13 protein-coding genes, 1 tRNA gene and 1 pseudogene are annotated in these 16852 nt (G+C 70.2%); 7 read left to right on the top strand and 8 right to left on the bottom strand.

Features of this window, described 5'->3' with window-relative positions:
- The 3 genes from Q1N79_RS01625 to glyA all read right to left on the bottom strand — a co-directional run.
- Positions 1 to 3539 (bottom strand): DNA polymerase III subunit alpha (locus Q1N79_RS01625; protein ID WP_300603250.1); only part of this gene is annotated, 3539 nt, incomplete at its 3' end.
- A gap of 52 nt (positions 3540 to 3591) precedes the next feature.
- Positions 3592 to 3873: a DUF6504 family protein gene (locus Q1N79_RS01620; RefSeq protein WP_300603248.1), complete on the bottom strand. Its 282-nt coding sequence runs from the start codon at positions 3871 to 3873 to the stop codon at positions 3592 to 3594.
- 515 nt (positions 3874 to 4388) lie between these two features.
- Positions 4389 to 5660 (bottom strand): serine hydroxymethyltransferase, encoded by a 1272-nt coding sequence (gene glyA, locus Q1N79_RS01615; protein WP_300603246.1) that lies wholly within the window; start codon positions 5658 to 5660, stop codon positions 4389 to 4391.
- A 71-nt stretch (positions 5661 to 5731) separates the two neighbouring features.
- On the opposite strand from glyA, the gene Q1N79_RS01610 reads away from it, so the two are divergent.
- Complete coding sequence (locus Q1N79_RS01610) at positions 5732 to 6658, top strand: nucleoside hydrolase (protein ID WP_300603234.1); 927 nt, start codon at positions 5732 to 5734, stop codon at positions 6656 to 6658.
- A 63-nt stretch (positions 6659 to 6721) separates the two neighbouring features.
- Here the strand turns inward: Q1N79_RS01610 and Q1N79_RS01605 are convergent, their stop codons facing one another.
- On the bottom strand, positions 6722 to 7585 hold the full coding sequence (locus tag Q1N79_RS01605; protein WP_300603232.1) for a hypothetical protein: 864 nt from the start codon (positions 7583 to 7585) through the stop codon (positions 6722 to 6724).
- A gap of 495 nt (positions 7586 to 8080) precedes the next feature.
- Complete coding sequence (locus tag Q1N79_RS01600) at positions 8081 to 8992, bottom strand: helix-turn-helix transcriptional regulator (protein WP_300603252.1); 912 nt, start codon at positions 8990 to 8992, stop codon at positions 8081 to 8083.
- Between the two features lie 383 nt (positions 8993 to 9375).
- Here Q1N79_RS01600 and Q1N79_RS01595 point away from each other — a divergent pair, with 383 nt between their 5' ends.
- From Q1N79_RS01595 to Q1N79_RS01585, 3 genes are all read left to right on the top strand, one after another.
- Positions 9376 to 10089, top strand: coding sequence for a response regulator transcription factor (locus Q1N79_RS01595; RefSeq protein ID WP_300603229.1), 714 nt, complete (start codon positions 9376 to 9378; stop codon positions 10087 to 10089).
- Positions 10090 to 10115: 26 nt separating this feature from the next.
- Entirely contained in the window at positions 10116 to 11582 is a 1467-nt protein-coding gene (locus Q1N79_RS01590; RefSeq protein WP_300603226.1) for a HAMP domain-containing sensor histidine kinase, read from the top strand.
- 148 nt (positions 11583 to 11730) lie between these two features.
- A complete protein-coding gene (locus Q1N79_RS01585; protein WP_300603223.1) occupies positions 11731 to 12969 on the top strand; it encodes a trypsin-like serine protease in 1239 nt (412 codons plus the stop codon).
- Here the strand turns inward: Q1N79_RS01585 and Q1N79_RS01580 are convergent.
- Positions 12944 to 13363 (bottom strand): organic hydroperoxide resistance protein, encoded by a 420-nt coding sequence (locus tag Q1N79_RS01580; RefSeq protein WP_300603220.1) that lies wholly within the window; start codon positions 13361 to 13363, stop codon positions 12944 to 12946. The genes Q1N79_RS01585 and Q1N79_RS01580 overlap by 26 nt on opposite strands.
- Before the next feature lie 234 nt (positions 13364 to 13597).
- Here Q1N79_RS01580 and Q1N79_RS01575 point away from each other — a divergent pair.
- Both Q1N79_RS01575 and xerC read left to right on the top strand, forming a co-directional pair.
- A tRNA-Arg gene (locus tag Q1N79_RS01575) sits at positions 13598 to 13671 on the top strand.
- A gap of 264 nt (positions 13672 to 13935) precedes the next feature.
- Entirely contained in the window at positions 13936 to 14928 is a 993-nt protein-coding gene (xerC, locus tag Q1N79_RS01570) for a site-specific integrase (RefSeq protein ID WP_300603216.1), read from the top strand.
- Between the two features lie 133 nt (positions 14929 to 15061).
- Here the strand turns inward: xerC and Q1N79_RS01565 are convergent, their stop codons facing one another.
- Complete coding sequence (locus tag Q1N79_RS01565) at positions 15062 to 15289, bottom strand: winged helix-turn-helix domain-containing protein (protein WP_300603214.1); 228 nt, start codon at positions 15287 to 15289, stop codon at positions 15062 to 15064.
- Between the two features lie 119 nt (positions 15290 to 15408).
- On the opposite strand from Q1N79_RS01565, the gene Q1N79_RS01560 reads away from it, so the two are divergent.
- A complete protein-coding gene (locus Q1N79_RS01560; protein WP_300603211.1) occupies positions 15409 to 15600 on the top strand; it encodes a hypothetical protein in 192 nt (63 codons plus the stop codon).
- A 416-nt stretch (positions 15601 to 16016) separates the two neighbouring features.
- Here the strand turns inward: Q1N79_RS01560 and Q1N79_RS01555 are convergent.
- Positions 16017 to 16852, bottom strand: a pseudogene (locus tag Q1N79_RS01555) (hypothetical protein); the annotation flags it as partial.

Genomic DNA, 16852 nt, shown 5'->3' with positions numbered 1-16852 from the left:
AACGCCAGGTCCACCAGGCCGACCGCGTCGTCGAGCGACGCGAAGATGATCCGCTGCCCGGACCGGACCGCAGGGGTCTGCGTCGCCACCTTGACCCCGGCGACGCAGACGGTCTCCCCGTTCCGGCAGCCGTCCAGGCGGTCGGAGCGGACCACGCCGAGCCCGTCGAGCAGGCCGGCGTAGAAGTCCAGCACGTGGCCGCTGACGTCGAAGCCGAGGATGTCGAGCTCGGCGGCGACGCGTTCGGCCAGGTCGAGGTCGCGCAGCTGGCCCGCGGGCACCAGGTCCGCCATGCCGTCGGCCGCCTCGGCGTCCGCGAACAGGTCAAGCGCGGGCGCCGTGGCGCGGGCGCCCGCCCGGTCGAGCACGCCGACCCGGGCGAGCAGGTCCCGCCTGGAGGGACTGGAGGGAGGGGCTGCCGATGCTGGAGATGGAGTGGCGGGTGGAGGTGACGTGATATGTGAGTCTGAAGGTGACATAGGGGCAGGCGCGGCGGGGGCGGGGCCAGCGAAGGCAGGGGCGTGGACCGCGGAAGCGGCGCATGCGGAGGCAGGGGCGTGGGCCGCGGAAGCGGCGCATGCGGAGTCAGCGGGCACGGGGGCGTGGGCCGCGGAAGCGGCGCAAGCGGAGTCAGCGGGCAGGGGGGCGTGGGCCGCGGAAGCGGCGCAAGCGGAGTCAGCGGGCACGGGGGCGCCTGGCGCGGGCGCCTCGTAGAGGGAGTCGAAGGCGCCGATCAGGACCAGGCGTTCCACCACGGGGCGGGAGACCCGCGCGCGCTCCCAGAAGTCACGCAGCGAGGTGTACGGCTGGCCGGCGACGATCCTTTCCACTTCGGAGTCGCTGATGCCCTTCACCTCCCTTAGGGAGACGCGGATGGCTGGGGAGGCGGGGGGGATCGTTCGGGATGATGGATCTTGAACTTCCCACTGCGCGGCGGATGCGTTGACATCGACAGGGAGCACGGGGATCCCGGCCAGCCGCGCGTCCTGGACGATCACGCGCTTGGGGTACATGCCCGGGTCGTGGGTGAGCACGCCGGCGTAGAACGCGGCCGGATGGTGGCGCTTCAGCCACGCCGACTGGTAGACAGGGATCGCGAACGCCGCGGCGTGCGCCTTGCAGAAGCCGAAGCCGCCGAACGCCGCGACCACCTCCCACACCCGGTCGACCGTCACCGGGTCGAAGCCCCGGGCCAGCGCCCGCGCGCGGAACCACGGCTCGGTCCGCTGCGGGCCGTTGTCCGCCGACAGGTGCCGGCGGACAAGATCGGCTTCCGGCAGCCCGCAGCCGGTCATCGTGTCGATGACGCGCAGCACCTGCTCGTGGAAGACCACCACTCCCCCGGTCTCTTCGAGCGCTTCCCTGAGCCTTTCGTGGGGGAACCGCGGCTCGGCGAGGTGGTGCCTGACACGCAGGAACGGCGAGATCATGTCCGAGTTGACCGGGCCGGGGCGGAACAGGGAGATGTCCACGATCAGGTCCTGGACGTCGCGGGGGGCGAGCTTCTTCACCAGCTCGCGCTGGCCGGGCGACTCGATCTGGAAGCAGCCGATCGTGCGCGAGGAACCGATCATCGCGTAGGTGCTCTCGTCGCCCCGTGGTATCGCGTCCAGGTCGATGTCCTCGTGCTCGGTCCGCTTTATCTCGGCCAGGGTGTGGGCCATCGCGGACTGCATGCGGACGCCGAGCACGTCCAGCTTGATCACCCCGGCGATCTCCGCGTCGTCCTTGTCCAGCTGGCTCAGCGGGAACCCTTCCGTGCTCTGCTGGGTCGCGGTCCGGTCCAGGAGCGTGTCGTTGGACAGCAGCACGCCGCACGGGTGCATGGCGACGTGCCTGGGCAGGCCGTCGAGCTGCTGCGCGATCTGGAAGACGGTCGCGAGCTGCGGGGCGTCCAGCCTGGAGTTCCTTAGCTCGGGCAGTTCGGTGAGCGCGGTGCTGATATGCCTGGCGCGGATGTGCGGGAAGGCCTTGGCGATCGTGTTGATCTCGTCTGGGGGCAGCGACATCGCGGCGGCGACGTCCCTGATCGCGCTTCTGGCCCGGTACGTCTCCATCATGCAGACGCAGGCGGTGCGCTCGTTGCCGTAGGCGTCGAAGATCGTTTGATACGCCTCAAGGCGGCGCGCTGACTCCACGTCGAGGTCGATGTCGGGCAGCGTGGTCCTGACTGGCGACAGGAACCGCTCCATGAGCAGGTCGTGCTCGAGCGGGTCGATCGCGCTGATGCCGAGCAGGTGGTTGACGAAGCTGCCCGCGCCCGAGCCGCGGATGGCGCAGCGGATGCCGTTGTTTCTTATCCGGTCCGCGACGTCGGCCACGGTGAGGAAGTAGGAGGCCATGCCGGTATGGGCGATGATGTTCAGCTCGTGTTCGAGGCGGTCACGGGCGTTTCTGGCGGCGCTGCGCTGGCTGGTTCCCTGCGGGCGGTTCGCCGGGTGCGCGGTGCGGTAGCGGCCGTGCGCGAGCGCGTGCTCGCAACGTTCCGTGAGCTCCCGCTGCTCCGCGCCCGGGCGGATTTTTGTCTCTGGCAGGTGGTGGGTGCCGATGCCCAGGTCGCGGGCCGGGTCAAGCGCGCACTTGTCGGCGAGCTCGGCGGTCGCCTGGAGCAGACCCCTCGCGGTTGTCCTCTTGCGCCGGGCGCCCATGGCGGCGGCGACGCGTTCGGCGGCGGCGGCCATGTCTTCCTGGCTCGCCAGGTACGCGCGGCCGTTGTGCGGGACCAGGGCGGGTGAGCCGAGCGGGACCAGGTGCCGCGCCGCGTCAAGCACCTGCGCCGCCCGGCTGTCGGCCGGGTCCAGGTACCTGACGGCGTTGGTCAGCACGGCGGGGACTTTCGCGTTCTGTGCCAGCTCGGCCATCCGGGCGGCGCGGACCGTGCTCTTGTGCTCCAGGTGGTCGACGACCTCGACGACGGTGTCGCTGAGGTGGCGCCAGCGGTCCAGGGCCTTCCTGGCCTGGTCGGGACGGCGGGCGGCGATCGCCTGGCCCACGTCGCTGGCCGGGCCGAGGAGGATGACGAGGCCGTCGGCGTGTTCGGCGATCAGCTGGGGAGTCACGGCGGGGGTGTCCTGCGTGTCTCCCCTGGTTTCCCGGCTGTTTTGCTGGCGGATTTGCTGGCTTTCCCGGCCTTGCTGGCCTTCCGGGCTACCTGGGCTTTCCCTGCGGCTTTGCCTGCGGCTTTCCCGGCTTTGCCGGCTTTCCCGGCTTTCCCGGCGGACGGTGGCGTGCGCCGCGGAGACCAGGCGGCACAGCGACGCCCAGCCCTGGCGGCCGGTCGCGAGCAGCGTCACCCGGCCTGTTCCTGGCCCGGCGCCGGGGACCGCCAGGTCGGCGCCGAGCACCGGCTTGACCCCGGCGTTGACGCACGCCTGGGTGTGCTTGAACGCGCCGTACAGCCCGTCCCGGTCGGTCAGCGCCAGCGCGGGCATGCCGAGCTCCGCCGCCCGCGCGACCAGCGCGCCCGGGGTCGCCGTGCCGTAACGCAGCGAGAACGACGACGCGACGTGCAGATGAGCGAACTGTGCCGGGTCAGTCACCCGCGCACCCCCTTTGGGCAGATGGCCGTCAGTCCGTCAGTCCGTCAGTCCGTCAGTCCGTCACCCGGCGCAGCGTCCAGGTTCCGGCCGCCACGTCCCGGCGCAGCTCGTAGGTGCCCGGCGGCAGTCCCTGGCCTGCCGATGCCTCGACCCGCCAGAACTCCAGCTCCGGCTGCGCCGGGACCGGATCGGGCTCCTGCCACCACTCCCGGTTGACCACCCAGTAGTCGACTACCGAGCCCACCGCGTAGCGCCTCCCCCGCCACACGAACCTGGCCGGGCGGCCGTCCTCCCTCGCCTGGACCTCGACCGGGTCGCCATACACCCTGTTCATGTGTCGTCTCGCACCCCCCGCACGCCAACCGGGGAACGTCGCTCGCTGGGGCGGCGCGCCGTGACCCGGCAATGCTTGACACGCCTGGGAGAAGGCTGGCGTACTACTTGTTCCAACGGTCCAGCGCATTTGAACCTATCGATCGAATATAAGTTCACACTCATACGTAGTCAAATTTAACTCTGATAACACTGCTACTACGTCGTTACAGCCTTCGGGGTCGCCTGCCCGCGGGGTGGCGTCGCGAGCCGCCCGCCCGGACCGCGCATACCGGGCGCTGCCCGCCGTCCAGGGCGACATAGGACCCAAGCGGCATGGACAAAACGGGACAAAATCGGGCACAAGAGCTGCGTCTCGGGTCCTATGTTGGCCGAGGTGTCTCAGTATCTGAGATCACGGTCTGGAGCCGGGACCGCGGGCCGCGGCCAGACGCTGTCACGGCCGGTTCCGGCCTGGGCAGGCGCCCGGGCAGGTAACGGGCCGGCGCCCGGGCAGGTAACGGGCCGACGCGGGGCCTACGGATTCGGGGACCAGCCGGGGGTGGGGTAGGCGGCGAGCAGGTCGCGTATCTCCGCCGCGATATGGTCGAGCGCGGCCTCGTCGTCCTTCGTCGCGGCGGTGATCGCGTCGTCCATCCAGGCCGCGAGCTGTGGCATGTGCTGCTCGGTAAGCCCTCGCGTGGTGATCGCGGGCGTGCCGAGGCGGATGCCGGACGGGTCGAACGGGCGGCGCTGGTCGAACGGGACCGTGTTGAAGTTCAGCTCGATGCCGGCCCGGTCAAGCGCCTTGGCGGCAGGCTTGCCGCCGATCCCCTTCGATGTCAGGTCCACGAGCAGCAGGTGGTTGTCGGTCCCGCCGGAGATCAGGTCGTATCCCCGGGCGAGCAGCGCGGACGCGAGGGCGGCGGCGTTGGCGACGACCTGCGCGGCGTAGGCGCGGAACGACGGCTGCGCGGCCTCCTTCAGCGCCACCGCGATTGCGGCGGTCGTATGGTTGTGCGGCCCGCCCTGCAGGCCGGGGAACACGGCCCTGTCGATCGCCGACGCGTGCGCGGCGTCTGTCATGATCATCGCGCCCCGCGGCCCGCGCAACGTCTTGTGCGTCGTGGTGGTGATCACGGGCGCGTAGCCCACCGGCGACGGGTGCGCGCCGCCGGCGATCAGGCCGGCGATGTGCGCGATATCGGCGATGAGCACCGCGCCTGCCTCCGCGGCGATCGCCGCGAAGGCGGGGAAGTCGATGGTGCGCGGGATCGCGGTGCCGCCCGCGAAAATGATCTTGGGGCGTTCCTTCAGCGCGAGGTCACGCACCTCATCCAGGTCGACCCGGCCGGTGTCGCGTCGCACCCCGTACTGCACGGCGTGGAACCACCTGCCGCCGACAGCCACGCCGGCCCCGTGCGTGAGGTGGCCGCCCATCGGCAGCGCCATCCCCATGACCGTGTCGCCCGGCTGGGCGAACGCCAGGTAGACCGCCAGGTTCGCGGGCGACCCCGAATACGGCTGCACGTTCGCGTGGTCCACGCCGAACAGCGCCCTCGCCCGCTCGATCGCGAGCGACTCGATCTGGTCGATGACCTGCTGGCCCTCGTAGTACCGCTTGCCCGGGTACCCCTCGGAGTACTTGTTGGTCAAGACGGTGCCGCACGCCTCGAGCACCGCCAGCGACACGTAGTTCTCCGACGGGATCAGCCGCATCTTCTCGGCCTGGCGGCGTGCCTCGTCGTGGATCAACTGCGCGATCTCCGGGTCGGTGGAGTCGATCTGCGAAATGGGCGGCTGGTGCATGGGAGCGACCTCCTCAGGTGATGAGGTTACCCCCGCGGGGGCCAGGTCGTCCCCCGGGGACAATGGAGCGCGTGGCTACGATCATTCTCGACTGCGACCCGGGGATAGACGACGCGCTGGCGATCGCGTTCGCGGCCGGGCATCCCGAGATCGAGCTCGCCGGGATCACCACCGTGGCGGGCAACGTCGGACTGGACAAGACCACGGCGAACGCGCTGGCCGTCGCGTCGTTTGTCGGCGCCGGCGCCGTGCCGGTGACGGCCGGCTGCGCCGCGCCGCTGCTGCGGCCGGCGCGTGACGCGGGCCGCGTGCACGGCGAGTCGGGCCTAGGCGGCGCGGTCCTGCCGAAGCCGGCGCGGGAGGCCGCGGACGGGCACGCGATCGACTTCATCGTCGACACGCTCGCCGCCGCGCCCGGCGAGATCACGCTGGTCGCGACCGGGCCGCTGACCAACATCGCGCTGGCGCTGCGCCGCGAGCCGCGGCTCGTACGGTGGGTGCGCGATTTCGTGATCATGGGCGGATCCGCCGGGCGCGGCAACGTCAACCATGCCGCCGAGTTCAATATGTGGGCCGACCCCGAGGCGGCCTCGGTGGTGTTCGGCGCGGGCTGGACGGTCCGGATGATCGGGCTGGACGTCACGCTGCGGGCACGGGCAACGGCCGCGGTGCAGGAGCAGATGCGGGAGTTCGGGGCTTTGGGCGCGGAGTTGCTGCTGCCCGCGCTCGCGCAGTACGCGGACGCGCACAACGTGGCGGGGGAACCACCCGTGCACGACGTGTGCGCCGTGGTGTCGGTGGCCACGCCCGCGGTCTTCACGTACACGCCGGCCTTGGTGCAGGTGGAAACCACGGGACGGCTGACGTCGGGGATGACCGTGACCGACTTCTCCCCGTCAGTCATCCCGAACGCGGCGGTGGCGACTGAAATCGACCCCGATCGCTTCTGGGAGGTGGTGCTGCGAACCTACGGCGCGCTCGCCGCGGACATCGGTTAGCTTCGGCTCTCGGCTCGCGCGAACGGCTTGGCGGCGGGGTCAGGTGGGGGCGGGCGGTGCGAGCTAGACGGGGACTAATGCCCAGGTCCGGGCCGCGTCGGCGAATCGCGGCGGCTCGTCCCTTGCGGCCAGCGTCTCGTAGGCCTGGACGGTCTGTTCGGCGACCTCGACCAGGTCTGAGAAGCTCCACTGGTGACCGCTGAGCCCGGGCGCGCGCAGCCATGCCACGCCTGCCCGGCACCAGACCGTCAGGCCGGTGCACACCGAGAGCACCGCCATGTCGGCGGCGGGGTCGTCGGCGCGGACCATCCTGCCGCTGAACCCCCTGGCGGCGAGCCCGGTCTCCAGCTCCGTCATGGCCTGGCCGGCGGCCATCCGCGCGTACCGGTCCGGCTCGCGCGCCCACGGCCCGGTGACCCCGGCGCGGGGCGCGCCGGCCGGCACCGCGAACCACACGGCCTTGCCGCGCACCTCCCAGCCGGACAGCCGGGACCTGGTGAGGTGGTGACCCCAGCGGCCCCGGGACAGCTCGTGCACGATCTCGAGGCCGCGGCCGCTCAGCGCGTCGGCCGGGGGACGGGGGACGCCGCGGCCGGGGACGTTCCCGCGCAGCCAGCCGGGGAAGGAGTCGAAGACCTTGCACACGAGCTCGCGGCGCGGGCCGCTGCCCCGCAGGTAGAGCCACAGTTCGGGGGTGCCCCGCGGCAGCTGGCGCTGCTGTGGCCGCTGCTCGAGCTGGACATGCAGGGTGTTGGCGACCAGCTCGCTGACCATCGTCACGCCGTCGTCTACCGCCGCGGGCTCGACCGCGAGCCCGGCCGCGGCGCGGCGGAACATTCGCCTGGCGACGCCCGCGCACGTCGGGTCACCCGGAAGAGGCCAGGCGCTGCACGTGCCGACCTCAACCATCCGCAACCCGTCATCCACTCGCTGCCTCCGGCCCCAGCCCGTCCGCCTCCAGGGTAACCGGCCGCTCGCGCCGCCGGAGTCCGCTGCCCGGGCCCTGTGCGCCAATCCGCGAAGCACAGGTTCTGAGTCATCTGCGTCACTTCACAGTACACTTTGCCACTTTGACAAGGAAGCAAAACCCCTATCGGCCGGTGTGCCGCGGTCGCCGCAAATGTGTGCGCATCGTCGCATCACCGTATATCCGCCAGCCGGAACCGGCATAAATGCCCATTGCCGCTAACGCCTACCTAAGGTGACTTTGCGGCCTCATCTCAGGGGGGAATTTAAGCTTGATGACGGCATTTTGACCGTGTTGCTGCCGCCTGTTGCCAATGATGCTGCTGTCACTGGCTGTTTCAAATGATTCCGCCTGTTGCCGATTGCTTCGAGCCGTTTCCGTGATGTTCCCGGGATGTTCTCCTAGCGGGCCGGCGGATGGCGGCTGGCCGCCATCCGCCGGCCCGCGTCACCGGGTCACTCCATTTGCTGAGCCAGCTTTTCGAGGTAGGCCGTGGAATCGGCTGGTGCGAGCGCCGCGTCATACGCCCGGCCGAACGACTGGATATAACCGCCCGCGGCTTCGGGGTCGCGCACCTCGTCGATGGAGTAGTCGGTCGCCACGAACACGAGCGGCGGCTCGTCGTGTTCGCTGAAGCCGAGGATGTGCACCATCGAGTAGATGCCGGCGGGCGGGCCGTCGTCGAACCGCTGGATCCTCAGCTCGACGTTGCACCGCCGGCTCAGCCGCACCAGATGCTCCAGCTGCTTCCTGCGGTCGTCGCGCTCGCCCCACTGGTACAGCAGCGACGCCTCGGTGATCACGGCTCTCAGGTACGGCGCGGTCCCGTCGGTCCGGTCCAGGATCCGCTGCCTGCGCAGCCTGGCCTCGGCCGCCTTACGCCGAAAAGCGGGAGCGTGCGGGGTGGTCCTGAGCTGGGCCTGCATGTAGGCGGGCGTCTGCAGCAGGGCGGGAATCGCCAGCGGCATGTAGACGCGGATGCTGCTCGCGTCGTTCTCGTAGCCGGGGAACTCGCTGTCGAAGATCTCGCCGTAATCCCGCCACCACGGCCGGACCCGGCACCGGACCGCCAGCTCCTCGACCTCTTGCCGCTCGCCAGCCTCGATCGCGTAGATCCGGATGAGGTCGCGGATGTCGCTCATCTCCGGCCGCTTCCACTGGTTGGCTTCGAAGCGGCCCACTTTGCCGCGTCCCCAGTCCAGCGCATCGCAGACATGACTGGCGGTATAGCCAGCGTTTATCCGGAATTCGGCCAGCCTACGGGACAAGCGGCGTTTCGCGACGGTCGCGCCATAGGCGTAATCGCCCAACTCCGCCCTCCCTCGAAAATGCCTGATTTCGGGGTTTCGCCGGAATTTCGCGCGCACGGGGGCGCGAGTGCTCACGGCAGAACTCACGACGCACGAGCGTATCTAAATCGCGAATCGCGGTTCAAGGAACCGGGCTGCGCGGCGCCGAAGTTCGGCGTCCCTTCGCACGTCGATGCCGGCCGGGCACGGGCGTATCAGCTTGTCAGGTTATTCCGCGGGATCCTTCCCAGGAGCCCAAGGTCCGGCTACAATACTCGCCGCCATGGCTGGGAGCGGGAGCGCCGGCCGGTCCCGGGGTCCCGGGGTCCCCGGGGTCCCCGGGGTCCCCGGCCGGGCAGAACCGGCGGGCGGTCGCCGGCAGGGGCGCCGGGCCGCGGCGCGGCGGGGCCGACCCGGCGCGGGCGGTGACCAGAACGGGGCACAATGAGTCAAGAGGACCCATGACAGAAGCTGACCTGATCCCGAAGGTGCTGGTCGTCGACGACGAGCCGAATATCTGCGCGCTCGTTCAGGTGGCGCTGAAGTTCCACGGCTGCGCGGTGACGACCGGCGCGACCGGTATGGACGCCCTCGAGCTGGCCTCGGTCGGCAACCCGGACCTGATCGTGCTCGACGTGATGCTCCCCGACATCGACGGCTTCGAGGTGTGCCGGCGGCTTCGCGCGAACGCCAACGACGTGCCGGTCATCTTTCTCACGGCTAGGGACACCACCTCGGACACCATAACCGGGCTGGCGCTCGGCGGCGACGACTACATCACCAAGCCGTTCTCGGTCGAGGCCCTGGTGGCGCGGGTGCGGGCAGTCCTGCGGCGCGCCGCCAGGCAACGGGAGAAGAGCCGCGACGGCGACGGCGCCGCCACGCTGCGCGTCGCCGACCTGGAGCTGGACGAGGACCAGTGGACGGTTCGGCGCGCGGGCGTCCCCGTCGAGCTGTCGCCGACCGAGTTCCGGCTGCTCGCCTACCTGATGCGCAACCAGGGCCTGATGCTCACCCGCAAGCAGCTGCTTGAGAACGTGTGGGGCTGGGAGTACGCCGGGCAGTCCCAGGTCCTCGAGACGTACGTGAGCTACCTGCGACGAAAGCTCGATCCGCTCGGCCCGCCGCTCATCCACACCCAGCGCGGCGTCGGCTACAGCCTGCGTGCCCCGTGACCCGGGGGCAGCACGGGGTGGCCGGCATGATCTGGCGGCGGAGGTCGCCGTCGCTGCGGGCCCGGCTGCTCGCCGGCCTGATCGCGCTGACCGCCATCTTCCTCATCGTGATGGGCGTGGTCAGCACGGTAGTGCTCAGCACGCTCGAGCAAAACCAGTCCGACGCCGAGCTCCGGCTGGCGGCCAGGCAGCCGGTGATGGACATCGCCAAGGCGACCGACGGGTTCGACGGCGCTTACCTCTCGCTGGGAACTGCCAAGGCAGGGGAGCTTACGCCGGGTTCCGCCGTCTCGGCCGAACTGCGGGAAATGCTCGCCAGGCTGGCCGGCAAGCCGGCCGCGGGCGTGACCGCGTACCTGAACACGCTCGCCAGCCGCGACCAGCCGTTCCGCCTCGACCTGTCCGCCGGGCCCGCGCTGCAGGCGGCATGGCGCCCGGTGACGATAACCCCGGACGCCGATGACCTGCTGCCGTCCGGCCAGTACATCGTCTTGGTCGGCCGGCCGGTCAGCGCCGTCGCCAGTCACGTGCGCGCCGTCGTGCTCGCCGAGCTGATCACCGGCGGCATCCTGCTCGCCCTGCTCGCGGTCTGCGGGAGCTGGCTGATCGGCCGCGGCCTGGCGCCGCTGGACCGGATGGCGCGCACGGCGGACTTGATCACCGGCAGCGGTGACCTGGCCGCGCGGATGCCGGACGCGGGCAGCCGCCAGGAGACCAGCCGGCTCGCGGCGGCGATCAACACGATGCTGGACCGGATCCAGCAGGCCTTCGGCGCGCGGCTGCAGTCCGAGCAGAAGGTGCGTCAGTTCGCCGCGGACGCCTCGCACGAGCTGCGCACGCCGCTGACCACGATCCGGGGGTACGCGGAACTCTACCGGCAGGGCGCGCTGGGCCCGGACGAGCTGCCGAACGCCATGCGGCGGATCGAGCAGGAGGCCGAACGCATGAGCATGCTGGTCGCCGAGCTGCTCGAGCTGGCCCGTCTTGGCCGCCCTTCCTCCCTCGACCTGACGGAGACAGACCTGACGACCGTGGCCAGGGACGCGGTCGCCGACGCGCGGGCGGTCGAGCCGGACCGCGAGGTCGCCGCGCAGCTGCCGCCCAGCCTGGTGGTGACCGTCGATGAACCGCGGATGCGCCAGGTGCTCGCGAACCTGCTCGGCAACGTGCGCGCGCACACGCCGCCGGGCACTCCCGCAACGGTGCGGGTGTTCGAGGAAAGCGACGGCGCCGTGCTCGAGGTCGCCGACGACGGCCCTGGCATGTCCGCCTGCGACGCGGCGCGCGCCTTCGACCGCTTCTACCGCGGTTCAGGCGACGGCGCCCGCGCGGGCCGACTGAACGGGCACCGGGCCGCCGGAGCCGAGGTCGCGGGCAGCGGCCTCGGGCTTTCGATCGTGCACGCCATCGCCACCGCCCACGGCGGCTACGCCCGGCTGTCGTCCGCGCCGGGGGCCGGGACCACCGTGCGGCTCTGGATCCCGCTTAAGTGACGCCACGACCCGCCTGGCCGTGACACGTGTTGTCCGGATGACGGGCGGGCCAAGGCGCGGCGGCGGGAGCACGCGGCCGCGGGGCGTTTCCCGGTTAAACCCGGGCGTACCGTGATTGGATTCACATGGCGGACCAGGTGGCGCAGTCATGGGAGTCTCGGTGTCCGGGCGGATGTGCGCGCGAGGGACGGGCGGCACACGGGGGATAACGCTTGTCGCCGTGTTTGGCGTGCTCGCCGCCGTGGGGCTCGGCGCCGGCGTGTCGGTGGCGGCAGCGCGGCCGGCCGTGAGCGCGGTCGTTCATCAGATCAGCGCGGCCGCGCAGCGCGGCGCGCTCGCCTACTGGACGCCGGCCCGGATGGCGGCGGCGCGGTCCGCGGCGCTTCCCCCGGCCACGGCACGGCCGGCGGTCGAGCCGCCCAAGGGGATCCCGACCGCGGTTCACTTCAGCGGCGTGCCCACCACGGGGGCGCTGTTCACCTCGATGAGCGGGCAGGACCACTTCTGCACCGCCGACGCGGTGAAGTCCGCGCTCGGCGACCTGGTCGTCACGGCCGCGCACTGCGTCGACGCGAAAGAGTTCGCTGCCAACGTCATCTATGTCCCCGGCTACGACCGAGGGCATGAGCCCTACGGCGCGTGGGCCGTCCAGTCGATCGTCGTGGCGCCCGGCTGGCAGAAGTCCCACGATCCCGACCTCGACTTCGCGTTCCTGGCGGTGGGCCAGGCTAGCGGCGCCAGGATCCAGGCCGTCACCGGTGCCCTGACGCTCGGCTTCACGCTGCCGTACAAGCAGACCATCGAGGTCATCGGCTATAACGACACCGACACCGAGCCGGTCCGGTGCCTGACGAAGAGCTTCAAGTTCCGGGCCGGCCAGATGGAGTTCTACTGCCACGGCTTCTGGATCGGCACCAGCGGCGGCCCGTGGATCATCGGTTACGACGCCAGAAACGGGACCGGCACGGTGTTCGGCGGCATCGGGGGCTACGAAGAGGGCGGCGACTACGAGTGGGCGTCGTACAGCCCGTATTTCGGCTCGGCGATACGAGTCCTGTACGAGCAGGCGGAGAAGCTGGCGCCGCCTGCGCCCACGCCGAGCCCGACGCCCTCACCCTCACCCACACCGACGCTGACGTCCTCACCCACACCGGCGCCGTCGCTGTCACCCACGCCGTCGGTCACCCCGAGCGGCTTACGGGACCTTGGCGCCGCACATCTCGCCGAGCGGGTCGGCGAGCAGTTCCAGCCGGGCGCCGTCCGGGCCGCGCAGCCCGTGCACGGCGTCACGGCGCACGATGGTCAGCCCGGCGCCGAGGAACCCGATGCCGTGCGATCGCTGCCATGGCGGCGATCGCGCCTCACAGGACGCGCAGCTCCACGCTGATGTTTCCCCTGGTGGCGCGGGAGTACGGGCATACCTGGTGGGCGGTATCCGCGAAGTCGCGGACCTTGTCCCGCTCCAGGCCCGGGACGTGGACGACCAGGGTAACGATCAGGCCGAAGGCGTCGCCCTCCGGGCCGATGCCCACCTGCGCGGTCACCGTGGAATCGCCGAGCGAAGTGTGCTCGCGGCCCGCCACCAGGCGCAGCGCGCTGTGGAAGCAGGCGGCGTAAGCCGCTGCGAACAGCTCTTCAGGGTTGGCGCCGGCGCCGGTCCCGCCTAGTTCGGGCGGGAACGCGAGGTCCAGGTCGATCCGATGGTCAGACGAGGTGACATGGCCGTTGCGGCCGTCGCCAGTAGACACCGCCTCGGCGGTGTACAGAACCGTGTCGGGCATAGCTGAACACTATCGCGGCGCGCCAGCCAGATCCGCGCGATGCGAATGGCCGGTGTCCCTGGCGCGGGGGCGGCCGGCTTCGGTCGTGGCAGCGGTGCGGTCTGGGGAGCAAGGCGGGATCGTTCGGTAAAATTGGAGCAGATGCGGTCCGCTACGGTCGGTGATGAGCGGCGCCGCACAATGCGATCCGCGCGTGCCCAACGTGTGATCTTCGCCATGCACAATGGTCACCGGGCGCCAGTAGCTCAGCCGGATAGAGCAGCTGCCTTCTAAGCAGCGGGTCGCGGGTTCGAATCCTGCCTGGCGCACAGCTCAGCGGCCATTTGAAAGGCCTCCCGGCGCGGCTGGGAGCCAAACTGGGAGCCATCAGCGTTACGCTGGGAGGTATGACCCAAGCCACAAGCAAACGCCGCGGGTACGGTGAGGACTCGATCTACTGGGACGAGTCCAGGAACCGGTTTGTCGGTGCGGTCAGCCTGGGTTTCAGCGCGGATGGGACGCGCATCCGGAAGAAGGTCAGCGGGCGGACCAAGGCCGAGGTCCGCGACAGGCTCCGCGAACTTCATCAGCAGGTGGACAGCGGGCTGCGGCCGCGGCGGCGCTACACCGTGGGCGACGCGCTCGAGGACTGGCTGGCTCACGGCCTGGACGGGCTCTCGTCACGAACCGTGACCTTGTACCGCGGCACGATCGTGAAGGCGTTGAACGAGGAGCTAGGCGGCGTCAGGCTGACGGAGCTCACTGCGGGGGATGTCCAGGGTGCGCTGGGCAGGACGGCGCCGGAGCTGTCGACGCGGACGCTGCAGATCGCGCATAACGTGCTGGTCCGTGCGATCCGGCAGGCTGAGCGTGACGACCTGGTGGGGCGGAACGTCGCCGCGCTGGTGGACGCGCCGAAGGGGCAGCGGGGCGGGCGGCCGTCGAAGTCGCTGACCTTGGAGCAGGCGGTTGCGCTGATGGCTGCGGCCAAGGGGACGCGGCTGGAAGCGTACATCGTCGTGTCGTTGCTCGCGGGCCTGCGGACGGAGGAGGTTCGGGCGCTGCGCTGGGATCATGTTGTGGCTTGGGTCGATGGCCAGTGGCAGCCCGTGAGCGAGGCCGGGTTTGATCACGAGCAGCTGGCGGTGTTCGTGTGGCGCGCCGAACGCGCCGGCGGGGATACCAAGACGCCGAAGTCTCGGAGGACGCTGGCGCTGCCGCGCAAATGTGTTGAGGCGCTGCGGGAGCACCGGGTGCGGCAGGCGGAGGACCGGCTCGCGGCGGGGCCGCTATGGCGAGACCACAACCTGGTGTTCGCGTCGACGGTCGGAACGCCGCTGGATGACCACAATGTGCGCAGGCAGTTCCGCGTGATTACCGAGGCTGCCGGGCTCGGTAAGACGTGGGTGCCGCGGGAACTGCGGCACACGTTCGTGTCGCTGCTCTCTGCCCACGGAGTGCCGGTCGAAGCCATCGCGCTGCTGGCGGGACACAACCAGACAGCTACGACTGAGCTGGTCTACCGGCATCAGATCGTGCCTGCGTTGACTCGCGGCGCTGAAGTTATGGATCAGATCTTCGGCTAGTTAGGCGTCAACGATCTGAGTCCCTGACGGCGCCGCCGGGAGGCCCGGATAGGCGCGGGTGAGCCGCGGGCTCCCGACGCTGCAGAGCAGCAGTGCAATGAGTATCTTCACGCAGGGGCCCGCGACGGCCCGCCTATTCCCGCGTCCGGAATGTTCCCCAGTTCGGCACGATCTCGACTAGGCCATCCTCGGCCAGGCGCCGCAGTGCCTTGATGACGGTGTTGCGGGCCACGCCGTACTGGTGCGCTAGCTCGGCCACAGCCGGCAGCCGCTCGCCAGGCTCCCATTCCCCAGCGCTGCACCGCCGGCGCAGGTCGTCCTCGACCTGGCGGGAGGGCAGTTCCGGTCCCCGTGGCGGCATGGGGTCCATGATCGCAAGCCCGGCCTGACCTGCGCACACCGTCTATAGTGACTCTACTAACTCATAGTGTCTGTACTGTCTAGTTACAAGGAATCGCACCCCGAGCCAGGTAGGAACCCATGACCAGCCTCCCCGCGCCCGGCGCAGTCGCGCAGCTCACAAGCTTCCTCGAGCAGCACCCATGGTGGTCAGCCTTCCGGGACAAGCGCTATGGCGTCTGGCGCGTCGCCGAAGACGACCCCGACTCGGCCCTGTACGCCGAAAGCACCGACGCCGCCGAGGTACTCGGCTACATGACAGCGCACTCCTGAGAACGAGCCGCCCACCGACAGGCCTCCACGACTGTCACATCCCGGTCCCCGTTTGCAGTCGGCCGCAGTCAATCAATGGCTTCCATTCAGTTATGGCCCGGCCTCCCGGTTACTCCAGCGCCTGGCAGGAGGAGCCGACGGGCTTGACCGGAGCGAGCTTGGTGACGCGTTCCGGGAGATCGCGGCCGGTATCACCTTGCTGGAACTGCGCTACACCGGCCAGCGGCCAGCTGTCCCGTCTCAGGCATCTTGTCGAGCATGACCTGGGATTTGACACGTTCCTGAGACGCCGACGCCTCGGTCCGTCTCAGTGATCATGGCGATTCCGGAGCCCAGCTCCGGCAGCGGCTGCGAGTGTGGGGGATGGCGGAGACGATGCCAGTCATCTGTGTCAGCGGCGGGTGAAATCTCAGCCGTTAATCATCCTCATCCGACCACTCGCCGGTGCTCGGGGTGAGCTCGAACTTGTACTGGCCGCTGAAGAGGCTCGCGTTCGGCCCGCTGACCTTGACCGTGCAGGGATAGAAGTAGGAGGTGATGTACTGGCCTGGCGTGTACGAACGCGCGCGGACGGTCTCCAGGGCGCCGCACGCGACCGAGACCGGGGTCGAGGGCGAGTCAAGGTAGCAGTACTGGATCGTCTTCTGGACCGCGGTGGCCATCGTGTCCGGTGTCGACGGCATTGATACCCATCCGAGGAGGTATCCCTCGCTCGTAATGCAGTTGACCGGGCTCGCGGTGCTTGGCGCCCCCGCGGAGCCGCCTCCGGCGCCGCCCGTGGCGGCGTGGGCCGCCACGGAGGCCCCGCCGAGTGGGAAGGCGGAGGTCCCGCCTCCGCCCCCGCCGCCCGCCGCGGCGGCGATGCCGGCGACCGCGGCCACCACGACCAGCCCAGCGCCGCCCGCAGCGGCCCACTGCAGACGGTTACGCGGCCGGTAGCGCTTCCAGTTCCGTCGCATGGTGCTGTGGCCGCTGTCCTCCGAACGGAGGTGGGCCAAGTGCTCCTCGTGCTCCACATGTTCCAGGTGCTCCTCGTGCCGCACGTGTTCCAGGTGCTCCAGATGCTCTTCGTGCTTGACGTGCTCCAGATGCTTCAGGTGCTCTTCGTGCTTGACGTGCTCCAGGTGCTTCAGGTGCTCCAGGTGGTGCAGGTGCTCCGCGCGGGTCTCGCCGCTGCTCCCCGTTGTCTGTCCGGCGTGCGCGGCGCGGGCCGCCTCGCCTTGATGCGCCGGCTGGGCCGCGTGGGGCGGCT

Origin of the sequence: Trebonia sp. (assembly GCF_030042015.1) — a bacterium.
Classification (GTDB): domain Bacteria; phylum Actinomycetota; class Actinomycetes; order Streptosporangiales; family Streptosporangiaceae; genus Trebonia.
Note: the sequence above shows the minus strand (reverse complement) of the source record. Positions and strands in the feature narration are given on the sequence as shown.